This window comes from Yersinia enterocolitica, assembly GCA_002082245.2.
Lineage (GTDB): Bacteria > Pseudomonadota > Gammaproteobacteria > Enterobacterales > Enterobacteriaceae > Yersinia > Yersinia enterocolitica_E.
Map to the genome: position 1 here is coordinate 4,512,947 of NBTC02000002.1, position 12,434 is coordinate 4,525,380.

Here is a 12,434-nt window from a genome sequence, read left to right on the forward strand (position 1 = left end):
TCTGAACATTTGATCGCTATACGGCTGAAAATAATCTGGAGTGCGAACATGACGACAGTGACAGAAAAAAGAGTGGCGTTTGGTAATCAGCAAACCAAACGCCACGCCATCTATCTGCTTATCGGTTTGCTGGTAGTTAATGGGTTAGCTTGGGTTTGGGCTTTTACCGAATTTAATGATAATGCGGTACTGATGGGGATGGCTTTTCTGGCATACAGTTTTGGCCTGCGCCATGCTGTTGACGCGGATCATATTGCGGCTATTGATAATGTTACTCGCAAGCTTATGCAACAAGGTAAAACGCCGATTGCTGTCGGGACTTTTTTCTCGCTCGGCCACTCTACTATTGTGATATTAGCCTCGCTGGCTATTGCCGCGACGGCTATGGCATTTAAAGATGATATGGCGTGGTTTCATGAAACCGGTGGGTTGATTGGTACGCTGGTGTCATCGGTATTTTTATTACTATTCGCTTTTCTCAATTTAACTATCTTGCTTTCAGTGTATAAAAAATTTAAACAAGTCAAAGCGGGCCATGTTTATCAAGAAGAAGAACTGGATCTTTTAGTCGTCAACAATGGGGGGCTGCTGGCCAGAGTTTTCAGACGCGTATTTAATATGGTCAATAAAAGTTGGCACATGTATCCGGTGGGGTTTTTATTTGGCTTGGGTTTTGATACGGCGACCGAGGTGGGGGTGTTAGGGATTTCTGCCGCCAGTGCTACTCATGGCATGAACTTGTGGTCCATTATGGTATTCCCAATTTTATTTGCAGCGGGTATGGCATTGATCGACTCACTCGATAATTTTGTCATGATTGGTGCCTATGGTTGGGCCTTCTCTAAACCGGTGCGAAAATTGTATTATAATATTACCATTACGGCAGCGTCGGTTATTATTGCTTTCTTTATCGGTGGGATTGAAGCGTTAGGATTGATTGCAGACAAAATGAATTTAACCGGAGGAGTCTGGACGCCGATTAATAATATTAGTGAGAATTTAGGCGAGATTGGTTACTGGATAATAGGCATGTTTATATTATGCTGGATAATTTCGGCTGTTAATTATTATGTGCGAGGTTATGATAAGTTGAGTGTTAGTCGTTAACTTTACATTTATCACAAAAATAAGGCGCTAATTAAACATTTAAAGTTAATTAGCGCCTTATTTACTTCGCGACTCTGTGTTTAACGTTGCGCACCTACAAGTTACATATGTTTCTTAGCGAAACCTACAATATCCTGTTTAATTTCAGAAAGTTTACTTTCAGGTGCTTTCTTACATACTTCAACTACCTTCGGTGTCACGACAGTATCAGTTTCTTGCAGATCAACATAATCGCCTTTCTTATATTGAGTATCATCATTCAATACCCAATACACAACCGGAGTAAATGACTTAGGATTCAGATCGAGGAATTCTTTGCAGGTCATATCACTCGGGGTCGTGCCCGTTGCTTTAGTGGTTGTAGATGTTGCTGCAAAGGTTGTTGCGGCAGCGGAAAGCAGTAAACCAGTCAATGCAATATTACGAAGTGATTTGAAGGACATGCTTATTTCCTTATTTATTTGTCAAATATCATTGAATATTTACAAAGTTAAACTAAGGGTGATGTATATCACTCAGCTATGGCGACTCAGGATAATGTTCTATTCCTGAGTGCTGCTGTATTATTATATATTAATGGCATTAACGCCATTAATTAAACGTATTATATAATTGGTCATCCAGTATGGATAACTTTACAATGTGTAAAGTGGGCTTTATATATTATAGATGTAATCTATCTAGGAATGGTAATGAATGTTATTTTACTACTTTATTTTAATTACACTCCGTGAATATTAGGCAGCTACAAATGAGGGCAAATAACCCACGATTAAATACAACTATTATTTGATTTTCATCAAAAATAATTCTACTTAACCATGATTTTTCTCATTTTTTATCTATACTTAATTCACCTATAACAATTTTAGTCACTCTATTGATGAAAATATTACAGGAAATTAAGTCTAAAGTTTCGATACCACTTTGCCTCGCTATTCTGGTGGCAATAAATGGATATCTGGTCTTAAGCCCAGTGCTGTTGCGGGCGATATCTCATTCAACCGATGCTGTAAACAATTTCAGTACATGGAAGGAGGCATTAAGTTTTCTTGAATTATTTGAAATTCCTCGATTTATGATCGGTCTGGTATTGATATTGATGGCAATCGCACTTTCGATGAGAACCCGCATTGCATGGTTTTTCACCGTGTTATTGCTGTTTACTATCGTTGCTATCAATCTCTTTATTCTTAAAGATCATAATACGCTGACGACTTATTCTCTTGTGATTATTGTTGCCTTGCTTTTTTATTGGCGCGATTTTGATTATCACAGCCTCGGCAGCGGTACCTTCTTTGCGGTCGTCAGTATTGCATCATTGATCGTCTATAGCATGCTCGGTACGCTCTATATGGGGGATGAGTTTGCTCCGGCCGTTACCGATTTACCTACGGCTTTCTATTTTGCGATCGTTTGTATGTCGACAGTGGGATTCGGGGATATTATTCCTCACTCTACGCTGGCACGGATGTTTACTCTTACGGTGATTATTTCCGGTATAACGGTCTTTGCTGCTTCAATTTCTTCTATTGCCGGACCGATGATCAGTAATAATATCAAACGTATAGTTAAAGGTAGGATTTCTCACGTGGAACGTAAAAATCATTTTATTATTGTCGGTACCAACTCCCTGGCACTGAATGTCTATAATGGTCTACGTGACCGGGGTGATGAGGTTACTGTGGTTTGCGCCGTCGGTAGCCAGCATGAATTTCCTTCCGATGCAGATATTATCGAGGGCGACCCATCATCGGTTGCGACATTGCAACTGGCAGGTGCGGCTAAAGCAAAATATATTATCGCCTTATGTAACAGTGATGCTGATAATACCTTTACCATTTTAGCTGCCAAAGAAATTGCGGGTGAGTCCACCAAGACGCTGGCATTAGTGAATGAAAGCCAGAATATGAAAAAAGTTAAACGGGTAAATCCTGATATGGTGTTCTCATTGCCGTTGCTTGGCAGTGAACTACTGGTTAGGACTCTGAATGGCGATACCATTAATAACGATCTTATTACGGAGATGTTCTTTGGTAACTGTCAGAAGTTAGATTGATCTGGCGAGCTTAATCTGCAGTAGTACACAAAAACACCCTCAGCATTGAGGGTGTTTTATTGTTGGAGAGTATTTTATTGGGTAGCTGCATGTGGGTCTTTTGGTTTTTCTTTAGGGCCAATCATCAAACCTAATTCAACAGCGATGAAGCCTATGATCAGGCTGGCGACCAAATAACAGATTGAGACTAAAATTCCTGTAGGGTTCCTCATCATTTCGACCGCACCAAAGACAAAACTGGAAAAGGTTGAAAGACCGCCCATGATCCCGGTTGCGACCATCAAATGCACATATTGGTTAATTTTATCTTTTTTAAATAAAGAGGTAGTCAGCCCTAATAAAAATGCTGCAATAATGTTGGCGACAAAAATATCCATTGGGAAGCCGTCGGCCAGTCGCGGCACGGATAACATAATAAACTCGCGACACATGGCACCAAAAGCACCACCAACAAAGACTAAAATAATAAGATTTAGCATAACATTTCCCTCTGATTAATAAGCCAACCAGGCACCCAATGCCGCTGCTGACAGACCGACGATGACAGAAATAATTAAATATCCAGCAGCCATTGCTCTACCACGAGCAGTGGCCAGTTTTGCTGCATCCAATTGCATGCTACTAAAGGTGGTATAACCGCCAAGAATACCGGTTAGTACCGCTGCATTGATTAAGTCGCCATAGCGATCACGCCAGTCAACACTAAAGAGAATACTCAAATATCCAATAACAAAGGCACCAGAAATATTAATCAAAAAAGTACCTAGGGGAAAATTACCTTGATATATTTTGCCAACCCTCAGCCCTATCCACCAACGTAAAAGTGATCCGATACCGCCACCAAATCCAACCCACATTACATCGATTGCAGTCATAACAAACCCCTCAATGGTAATTCGTCAGAATAAGAATAATTGTAGTATAAATAAACTACGTGATCGTTCGAATATGGCGAGTTATCGGCCTTAAGTATTATGTTTTATTCGAGTTTAATCCGCGGAACTAATATAAATAAAATGAAGATCGGTGAAGAAGATAACCGGAAGTTAATATAGTTCATCTTCTGTATTGTTCCCTAGTGAAACTATATTGCTATTGCTGCCAACGATAGCACTTTATACCGATTGCGTGGGGGGTATCACTTGCAGGGACAAAGGATAGCGTTAAAATAGAAATGCCGTTTCAGAAATCCGATAAGCAGAGACAGGAGCCATCATGCCCTACCAAGCAGACCCTTCCCGATATAACCAAATGCAATATCGTTTTTGTGGAAAAAGTGGCTTACAGCTTCCGGCGTTATCGCTTGGGCTGTGGCATAACTTCAGTTTTAACAATACATTAGAATCGCAACGTACATTATTGCGCAAAGCCTTTGACCTAGGGATTACTCATTTTGATTTGGCCAACAACTATGGCCCACCTCCTGGCTCTGCCGAGCAAAATTTTGGTAAATTGCTGCACGACGATTTTAAGCCTTACCGTGATGAGCTGATAATCTCGACCAAAGCAGGTTATAACATGTGGCCTGGCCCGTATGGTGCGGGCAGCTCGCGCAAATATCTGCTTGCCAGCCTGGATCAAAGCTTACAGCGCATGGGGCTGGACTATGTTGATATCTTCTATTCGCACCGTGTAGATGAAAATACGCCAATGGAAGAAACCGCCTCGGCACTGGCTCAGGCGGTACAAAGTGGCAAGGCACTCTATGTGGGGATTTCTTCATATTCTTCTGAGCGTACCGCCACAATGGTCGAGCTATTGCAGCAATGGAAGGTTCCGCTGCTTATTCATCAACCTTCCTACAATATTTTGAATCGTTGGGTTGAGCAGACTCATTTGTTAGATACGCTGGAGCAACAGGGAGTGGGTTGTATTGCTTTTACCCCATTGGCTCAAGGGCTGTTGACGGGGAAATACCTCAATGGCATTCCCGATGATTCTCGAATGAAAAAAGAAGCGGGCGGCTCGTTGAAGGAAAATATGTTATCAGCCGCCAATCTGCGCAGTATCAAGGCACTGAATGCATTAGCTCAACAACGTGGGCAATCATTGGCACAAATGGCATTGAGCTGGTTATTGAAAGATAATCGTGTGACCTCGGTATTGATCGGTGCCAGCCGCCCAGAGCAGTTGGAGGAAAACTGTGCAGCCCTGACTAACCTGAGTTTCAGCGCTGAAGAGTTACGTGAGATTGATCAGCATGTGGCCGAGGGTCAGCTTAATTTATGGCAGGCCTCTTCGGACCGCTAACCGGTGATAACGTGAGAAGCCGGAGATGTTCTCCGGCTTTTTTAGGGGCAAAACCCTTATTTTGCTTTGGGTGATGAGTCCGCCGCCAGCCCTAGCTTCAGTAGTTTGCCGTCACTCTCATCAGTTAGCAGATAGACATAACCATCTGGCCCGACCCGGACATCGCGGATACGCTCACCGCGATCACCCAGTAAACGCTCCTCTGCGATCACTTTGTCACCATCCAACTGCAAGCGAATCAACTCTTTCTGTGCCAATGCCCCGATAAATAGTGAATGTTGCCAGGTGGGGAAGCGGGCTGCGTCATAGAAAGCCATGCCGCTGATACCGGGTGATTTCTCCCAGTAATATGCCGGTTGCTCGGTACCCTCGACATGGGTACCTTTCGCCTCTGGAATGGCTAAACCTGAGTAGTTAACACCATGAGTGGCTAATGGCCAGCCGTAGTTTTTCCCGGCCTGCGGGATATTGATTTCATCGCCGCCTTTAGGACCATGCTCATTAGCCCACATTACTTCAGTCCATGGGTTAAGCGCCAGACCCTGTGGATTGCGATGGCCATAGGACCAGATCTCTGGCTTTGCCGGAGACTTATTGGCAAATGGATTATCTTTTACTACCTTACCATCAAGTGTCAGACGTACGATTTTACCTTGATGTAGGCTTAAGTCTTGAGCCGTAGGGCGCTGATTGTTTTCGCCCAGAGTAATAAAGATATGGCCTTGTTTATCAAAGGCTAATTTGCCACCAAAATGGTTGCCGGTAGATAATTTGGGTTGCTGGCGGAAGAATACCTTGAAGTTTTCAATGGCTGTCCCCTGAGGATTAAGATGGCCATAACCCACGGCGGTGCCCGCTTTACCCTCTTTTCCCACTTCAGCAAAACTTAGGTATATACGGCGATCTTGAGAGAATGTCGGTGATAATGCCACTTCTAGCAGACCACCTTGCCCCTTGGCATAGACTTCTGGTACCCCCTTTAAAGGTTCTGATAGTGGCTTCCCTGCTTGCCATAAACGTAATTGCCCAGAACGCTCAGTGATTAATATTCCCCCATTATCAGGCAGAAATGCCAGTGACCATGGATGATCCAATCCATCCTGTAATTCCGTTACGGTCACCGCCGGAGCGGCAAGGGCGGTCATCGAAACAAATACGCTAAATAACAGGCCACTCAAGCTATAGCCCAGTGTTCTATTTCCCAATATTGTCATCAGTTGCTCCTTTAAAATGCCAACAACTGTTAACTTTAGAGTATTAAGGGCAAGTCAGCGAATAACACCAGTAAAATCAGCGACTACATTACTGTAGCCAGTGCCATGCTGAGGAGTGCATTCTGATTTCGTTTCACAAAAAAAGCTCACAAGCTGAGCAGACGAAAAAGTGGCAAAGGCTAAGTTCAGACAATTCTGCAAACCGATAAGGTGTCCTAATTAATGATGCTGCCAGCCACTCATGGCTATTGCGAGTACGAGAAATCCATAATTGATGAGTGAATAATCATTAACTTAATGATATATAACTACATTAAACTTAATTCGCCTAGAAAAAGAATCATAATTTTGCGATAAACATCACATTGCATTTGCTTAGAAATGTGAAGAGCATCAATGTGAAAAGTCAATTAGAGACGATTATATGACTAGTTGAATTACTGTCTTAACTATCAACGCCATATACTGCCGACAACCAGAAACAATGGGGCTGGGCAAGGGGCACGATAAAGTACAGATAAAGGGAATTCACCATTGCACTGGCATACAGTTAACGTGTGTCTTTTGAACATCAAAAGGTGTTGGGTATGGAAAAGAAAAAAATTTATCTATTTTGCTCAGCCGGTATGTCTACCTCGCTACTGGTTTCCAAAATGAAAGTACAAGCAGAGAAGTATGAGGTGCCAGTGATTATCAATGCTTACCCCGAGGCCCTGGCCGCAGAACATGGTGCCCAAGCGGATGTCATCTTGTTAGGACCACAAATCGCTTACATGTTGCCTGAAGTTGCAAAAATGTTCCCCAATAAACCCGTTGAAGTGATCGACGCGCTCCTATACGGCAAAGTCGACGGTCTGGGGGTATTAAAAGCTGCCGTAGCCGCAATAAAAAAAGCAAAACAATAAGGGGTGCACTGTGAGCGCATTTATTAATTCTCTGGAAAGGGTCATCTTGCCTTTTGCTATTAAAATAGGCAGACAGCAACATATTAATGCTATCAAGAATGGGTTTATTCGGCTGATGCCGTTAACCCTGACGGGTGCCATGTTTGTACTGATCAACAACGTTTTCTTAAGTTTTGGCGAAGGGTCGTTCTTTTTCTCAATGGGCGTACGGTTAGATGCCGATACCATTACCATGCTCAATGGTTTTAAAGCGATAGGCGGCAACGTTTATAACGGTACTCTCGGTATCATGTCGTTAATGACACCATTTTTTATCAGTATGGCGTTGGCTGAAGAGAAAAGGGTCGATCCTCTGGCTGCGGCCCTGCTGGCAATTGCTGCCTTTATGACCGTGACGCCATACAGTGTTGGCGAGGCCTATGCCGTCGGGGCTAATTGGTTGGGAGGGGCGAATATTATCTCCGGTATCATCATCGGTTTGGTGGTTGCAGAGCTCTTTACCTTTATCGTGCGACGTAACTGGGTTATCCGCCTGCCAGACAGTGTGCCGACATCAGTTTCCCGTTCTTTCTCTGCATTAATTCCCGGGTTTATCATTCTTTCCATCATGGGCGTGATTGCTTATGCCCTTGGATTGCATGGCACCAACTTCCACCAGATCATTATGGACACCATTTCAGCACCGTTGTCGAAAATGGGCAGTGTTGTGGGATGGGTGTATGTCATGTGCTCCTCACTGTTGTGGTTCTTCGGGATACACGGTGCGATGGCCTTATCTGCACTGGAAAGTGGCATTATGATGCCATTTGCATTGGAGAACGTCGCAACCTATACCCAGTATGGTTCTGTTGCTGCGGCGCTGGCTGCCGGTAAAGAATTCCATATGTGGGCTAAGCCGTTTGTTGACTCCTATATCTTCTTGGGAGGCACTGGCGCAACACTTGGACTGGTTATTGCCATCTTTATTGCTTCTCGCCGTGAAGACTATCGTCAGGTAGCAAAATTGGGTGCACCGGCTAGTATTTTCCAGATTAATGAACCTATCCTATTTGGTTTGCCGGTCATAATGAACCCGCTGTTCTTTATTCCGTTCATCTTGGTTCAACCGGTATTAGCAATTATCACTTCAGTGGCGTATTACACCGGCCTTATTCCGCCAATCACCAATATTGCGCCGTGGACCATGCCGGTCGGCTTAGGTGCCTTCTTCAATACCAACGGCAGCATTGCCGCGATGTTATTAAGTTTATTCAACTTAGGTATCGCGACATTGATGTATTTGCCATTCGTAATAATTGCCAATAAGGCGCAGAGCGAGATAGATCGTCAGGTTGAAAGTGAAGAAGAGATTGCTGATAGCTTGAAATTCTAAGCGTTAAATCTGTTTATCGTATAAGGCTGGAGGCCGGTATGAAATATCAATTTCCCGATGATTTTTGGTGGGGCAGTGCCACCTCCGCAGCCCAATCCGAAGGGGCGTCACTGCGGGATGGCAAGAGCAAGAACATCTTCGATTATTGGTACGAAATTGCACCGGAACGTTTTCATGGTCAGATTGGTCCTGAAAACACCTCCACCTTTTACGATAACTATCAGCAAGATATTTTGCTATTAAAGCAACTGGGCCATAACACGTTCAGGACATCGATTTCATGGTCGCGGCTGATACCAAAGGGTGACGGTGAGCTTAACCCCAAAGCTGTCACGTTTTATAACGCGGTGATCGATAGCCTACTGGCGAATGGCATTACCCCTTTCATCAATCTCTATCATTTTGATATGCCGTTATGCATGCAAGAGAAAGGCGGTTGGGAAAATCGTGCGGTTGTGGAAGCCTATGGCCGCTATGCTAAAAGCTGCTTTATGTTGTTTGGTGATCGGGTAAAGCATTGGTTTACTTTTAATGAGCCGATTGTGCCTGTTGAAGCCGGCTACCTGAACGACCTGCATTACCCTGGTGTGGTTGACTTTAAACGTGCGGTGACTGTTGCTTATCACAGCGTATTGGCCCATGCCAACGCGGTGCAAAACTACCGAGAGCTAAAGCAGGGGGGGGAAATTGGTATCATTTTGAACCTCACCCCGACCTATCCTCGCTCCGACAGTGCGCCAGACCTGATTGCAGCTAATCATGCCGATTTATTGCTTAACCGTAGCTTCCTCGATCCCGTCACCAAGGGGGTTTACCCTGATGAACTGATTACGTTGCTGCGAGAGCACGACTTATTGCCACAAATTGAAAACGGTGATTGCCAGTGCATTGCGGCGGGCGTCGTTGATCTGTTAGGGGTTAACTATTATCAGCCAAGACGGGTTCAGGCGAAAGATATCCCAACCCCTCGAGGGCTGGTGAAAACGCTGGAGGATTTGTTCAGTTTTTATGCGATGCAAGGGCGCAAAATCAACCCGCATCGTGGTTGGGAAATCTACGAAAAAGGGCTGTATGACATCCTGAAAAATCTAAGAGAGAATTATAACAATATTGCGTGTTATATCTCTGAGAATGGCATGGGTGTTGAGGGCGAAGAGCAGTTTATCACGCCATCAGGTAGGGTTGATGACCAGTATCGCATCGAATTTATCCGTGCACATTTGAAGTGGCTACATCAAGCATTACAAGAGGGCAGTAACTGTAAAGGGTATCATCTGTGGACCTTTATTGATTGCTGGTCTTGGCTCAATGCATACAAAAACCGCTATGGTTTAGTTCGGTTGAATATTGCCGACCAGACGCGAGTATTGAAACAAAGTGGCTACTGGTTTGCTGATGTCGCCAGGCAGAATGGTTTTAATTAATGGCTTTAATTTACGGAGTAACAATAGCATGTTTGATTTAGATAAAATCGTGGGTGAGGTGCAGCCTACCGATGAGATGGAAGATGTGGTTATGGGGCTGATTATCAACGCCGGGCAAGCCAGAAGTTTGGCCTACAAGGCTCTGAAACAAGCCAAGGCGGGTGACTTTTCCCAAGCGGATGAGCTGATGGTGCAATCTCGTCTGGCGCTGAATGAAGCACATTTAGTTCAGACCAGGTTGATTGAAGCTGATCAAGGTGAGGGGAAAACCAAAGTAACATTGGTGCTGGTACATGCTCAGGATCATTTGATGACGGCAATGTTAGCCAGAGAGTTAATTGATGAGTTGATCGAATTGCATCGAAAGTTACAGTGAACTTTGTCTAACACATTGGCTATTTTGAACGAGGGTGAAGGTAAATAAGATGGAAGTCAGGTTAGTACGTCAAAAAGACTTTTTTAACGGAAAAGAATTCCATCTGTTTATTTATAACAAAACGGAAAGTGCCACCGGCTTACATCAGCATGATTATTATGAATATACGTTGATATTAACCGGTATGTGTTATCAGGAAATAAACGGTAAGCGAGTCTTTTTAGAGCGCGGCGATTTTGTTTTTATTCCGATGGGGTCCCATCATAAAAGTTTCTATGAGTTTGGTGCTACCCGTATTCTGAATGTGGGAATAAGTAAAACCTTCTTTGAAGAGCACTATTCTCATCTATTATCGCGGCCTATTGTGGCCTCTCAGGCTTATCGCCTAAAGGGTGATTTTCTCTCTTATATTGAATCGGCAATTTCTGCGCCACACTTTAGGGACGATGAGCTTACTGAACTGGTAGAACTGCTGACTTTTTATGTTACTAACCGCATCAGCCATCATAAAGAAAGTGACACTAACGACGATATTCCACTGTGGCTGAAGACCAGTATCGACAAAATGCATGATAAGTCGATGTTTGGTGAAAAAGCGCTGGTGAATATGATCGAACTGTCTGGCAAAACCCAAGAGTATTTGACCCGCGCTACCCGGCGTTATTACCAAAAAACGCCGATGCAGATTATCAATGAAATCAGAGTTAACTTTGCTAAAACTCAACTTGAAATGACAAATTATCTGGTCTCTGACATTGCTTTTGAAGCAGGTTACAGCGATACCACGTTATTTATTAAAAACTTCAAAAAACTCACCTCTTTTACGCCGGGGAACTATCGCAAAAAATTCAACTGCGTCAGAGAGGGGTTATCCGATTAGCTTCCGGCCAGATAGCTGCTACTGGAATGGCCTGACAAGGTACCCTCAATGGAAAAGTTACTTATTGTTAATGCTGATGATTTTGGTCTATGCAAAGGTCAAAATTACGGAATCATTGAAGCATTCCGGCATGGTGTTGTCTCATCGACTACAGCGATGATGAATTGTGCGGATATCTATCATGCAGCGGAACTGAGTAAGCAAAATCCAACGTTGGCTGTGGGGATGCATTTTGTTCTCACTTACGGGCGGCCGTTAACGTCAATGCCATCATTAGTTGATGCCAGCGGTGCTCTGGGCAAATGGTTGTGGCAACGCGCCGAAGCGGGTGAGCTGAATCCTGGCGAGATAGCTCGGGAGTTGGCGGCTCAGTTTGATAAGTTTGTTGCTGTCTTCGGCCGTGCACCCACTCACATCGACAGCCATCATCATATACATATGTTGCCGCAAATTTATCCGCTGGTTGTTGCTTTTGCCCACGAGAAATCTCTTCCACTGCGTATTGATCGCAATGAAGTACAGCGGCATGAGATTGTGCTTAATAACCCGCGAAGCAGTGAGTGGTTCGATGCCGGTTTTTATGGTGAGGCTTTATCTGAGCAGACATTTTTGCGGTTGTTGGAAAATGCCAGTCAAAAAGCAATTAACTCACTTGAGATTATGTGCCATCCGGCGTTTGTTGATAACATCCTCATGACCAGCGGCTATTGTTATCCACGCTTGACCGAGTTGGACGTGCTGACGTCGCCGGCATTAAAGCAAGCCATTGAGCAGCGTGGCTATAGATTGGGGTCATATTTGGATTGCTGAAATTATTAACATAAAGTCGCCCTTTGCCGATAATCAT

General features: G+C 43.9%; 13 protein-coding genes. 9 read left to right on the top strand and 4 right to left on the bottom strand.

The annotated features are described in order from the left end of the window. The first annotated feature begins 48 nt into the window (after window positions 1–48). Window positions 49–1,107 carry a HoxN/HupN/NixA family nickel/cobalt transporter gene (locus A6J66_022080; protein PNM26600.1) on the top strand — a complete coding sequence of 353 codons (1,059 nt, stop codon included), beginning with the start codon at window positions 49–51 and terminating at the stop codon, window positions 1,105–1,107. Between the two features lie 101 nt (window positions 1,108–1,208). On the opposite strand, the gene A6J66_022085 is transcribed toward A6J66_022080, so the two are convergent. Continuing rightward, window positions 1,209–1,550, bottom strand: a complete 342-nt coding sequence (locus A6J66_022085) for an acid-resistance protein (GenBank protein PNM26601.1) — start codon at window positions 1,548–1,550, stop codon at window positions 1,209–1,211. 440 nt (window positions 1,551–1,990) lie between these two features. Between A6J66_022085 and A6J66_022090 the strand changes: the two genes are divergently transcribed. Further along, window positions 1,991–3,166 carry a voltage-gated potassium channel TrkA gene (locus A6J66_022090; GenBank protein ID PNM26602.1) on the top strand — a complete coding sequence of 392 codons (1,176 nt, stop codon included), beginning with the start codon at window positions 1,991–1,993 and terminating at the stop codon, window positions 3,164–3,166. A gap of 74 nt (window positions 3,167–3,240) precedes the next feature. Here the strand turns inward: A6J66_022090 and A6J66_022095 are convergent, their stop codons facing one another. Continuing rightward, on the bottom strand, window positions 3,241–3,645 hold the full coding sequence (locus tag A6J66_022095; GenBank protein ID PNM26603.1) for a fluoride efflux transporter CrcB: 405 nt from the start codon (window positions 3,643–3,645) through the stop codon (window positions 3,241–3,243). Between the two features lie 15 nt (window positions 3,646–3,660). Then, window positions 3,661–4,041, bottom strand: a complete 381-nt coding sequence (locus tag A6J66_022100; GenBank protein PNM26604.1) for a CrcB family protein — start codon at window positions 4,039–4,041, stop codon at window positions 3,661–3,663. Window positions 4,042–4,381: 340 nt separating this feature from the next. Between A6J66_022100 and A6J66_022105 the strand changes: the two genes are divergently transcribed. Next, a complete protein-coding gene (locus tag A6J66_022105; protein ID PNM26605.1) occupies window positions 4,382–5,416 on the top strand; it encodes an L-glyceraldehyde 3-phosphate reductase in 1,035 nt (344 codons plus the stop codon). A gap of 56 nt (window positions 5,417–5,472) precedes the next feature. Here the strand turns inward: A6J66_022105 and A6J66_022110 are convergent, their stop codons facing one another. Then, complete coding sequence (locus tag A6J66_022110) at window positions 5,473–6,630, bottom strand: PQQ-dependent sugar dehydrogenase (protein ID PNM26606.1); 1,158 nt, start codon at window positions 6,628–6,630, stop codon at window positions 5,473–5,475. A gap of 587 nt (window positions 6,631–7,217) precedes the next feature. Between A6J66_022110 and A6J66_022115 the strand changes: the two genes are divergently transcribed. The 6 genes from A6J66_022115 to A6J66_022140 are packed head-to-tail and all read left to right on the top strand — an operon-like array spanning window position 7,218 to window position 12,397. Then, window positions 7,218–7,535 carry a PTS sugar transporter subunit IIB gene (locus A6J66_022115; GenBank protein ID PNM26607.1) on the top strand — a complete coding sequence of 106 codons (318 nt, stop codon included), beginning with the start codon at window positions 7,218–7,220 and terminating at the stop codon, window positions 7,533–7,535. A 10-nt stretch (window positions 7,536–7,545) separates the two neighbouring features. Beyond that, window positions 7,546–8,907: a PTS N,N'-diacetylchitobiose transporter subunit IIC gene (locus tag A6J66_022120; protein ID PNM26608.1), complete on the top strand. Its 1,362-nt coding sequence runs from the start codon at window positions 7,546–7,548 to the stop codon at window positions 8,905–8,907. Between the two features lie 38 nt (window positions 8,908–8,945). Then, window positions 8,946–10,331, top strand: a complete 1,386-nt coding sequence (locus A6J66_022125; protein PNM26609.1) for a glycoside hydrolase family 1 protein — start codon at window positions 8,946–8,948, stop codon at window positions 10,329–10,331. A 28-nt stretch (window positions 10,332–10,359) separates the two neighbouring features. Next, on the top strand, window positions 10,360–10,707 hold the full coding sequence (locus tag A6J66_022130; GenBank protein ID PNM26610.1) for a PTS N N'-diacetylchitobiose transporter subunit IIA: 348 nt from the start codon (window positions 10,360–10,362) through the stop codon (window positions 10,705–10,707). A gap of 49 nt (window positions 10,708–10,756) precedes the next feature. After that, window positions 10,757–11,587 carry a transcriptional regulator ChbR gene (locus tag A6J66_022135; protein PNM26611.1) on the top strand — a complete coding sequence of 277 codons (831 nt, stop codon included), beginning with the start codon at window positions 10,757–10,759 and terminating at the stop codon, window positions 11,585–11,587. A 48-nt stretch (window positions 11,588–11,635) separates the two neighbouring features. Then, window positions 11,636–12,397 carry a chitin disaccharide deacetylase gene (locus tag A6J66_022140; GenBank protein ID PNM26612.1) on the top strand — a complete coding sequence of 254 codons (762 nt, stop codon included), beginning with the start codon at window positions 11,636–11,638 and terminating at the stop codon, window positions 12,395–12,397. Window positions 12,398–12,434 lie beyond the last annotated feature (37 nt).

Excerpts from the sequence above, each read along its gene's own strand:
- A6J66_022080 (PNM26600.1), top strand. The coding sequence starts at position 49 with ATGACGACAGTGACAGAAAAAAGAGTGGCGTTTGGTAATCAGCAAACC.
- A6J66_022085 (PNM26601.1), bottom strand. The coding sequence starts at position 1,550 with ATGTCCTTCAAATCACTTCGTAATATTGCATTGACTGGTTTACTGCTT.
- A6J66_022090 (PNM26602.1), top strand. The coding sequence starts at position 1,991 with ATGAAAATATTACAGGAAATTAAGTCTAAAGTTTCGATACCACTTTGC.
- A6J66_022095 (PNM26603.1), bottom strand. The coding sequence starts at position 3,645 with ATGCTAAATCTTATTATTTTAGTCTTTGTTGGTGGTGCTTTTGGTGCC.
- A6J66_022100 (PNM26604.1), bottom strand. The coding sequence starts at position 4,041 with ATGACTGCAATCGATGTAATGTGGGTTGGATTTGGTGGCGGTATCGGA.
- A6J66_022105 (PNM26605.1), top strand. The coding sequence starts at position 4,382 with ATGCCCTACCAAGCAGACCCTTCCCGATATAACCAAATGCAATATCGT.
- A6J66_022110 (PNM26606.1), bottom strand. The coding sequence starts at position 6,630 with ATGACAATATTGGGAAATAGAACACTGGGCTATAGCTTGAGTGGCCTG.
- A6J66_022115 (PNM26607.1), top strand. The coding sequence starts at position 7,218 with ATGGAAAAGAAAAAAATTTATCTATTTTGCTCAGCCGGTATGTCTACC.
- A6J66_022125 (PNM26609.1), top strand. The coding sequence starts at position 8,946 with ATGAAATATCAATTTCCCGATGATTTTTGGTGGGGCAGTGCCACCTCC.
- A6J66_022130 (PNM26610.1), top strand. The coding sequence starts at position 10,360 with ATGTTTGATTTAGATAAAATCGTGGGTGAGGTGCAGCCTACCGATGAG.
- A6J66_022135 (PNM26611.1), top strand. The coding sequence starts at position 10,757 with ATGGAAGTCAGGTTAGTACGTCAAAAAGACTTTTTTAACGGAAAAGAA.
- A6J66_022140 (PNM26612.1), top strand. The coding sequence starts at position 11,636 with ATGGAAAAGTTACTTATTGTTAATGCTGATGATTTTGGTCTATGCAAA.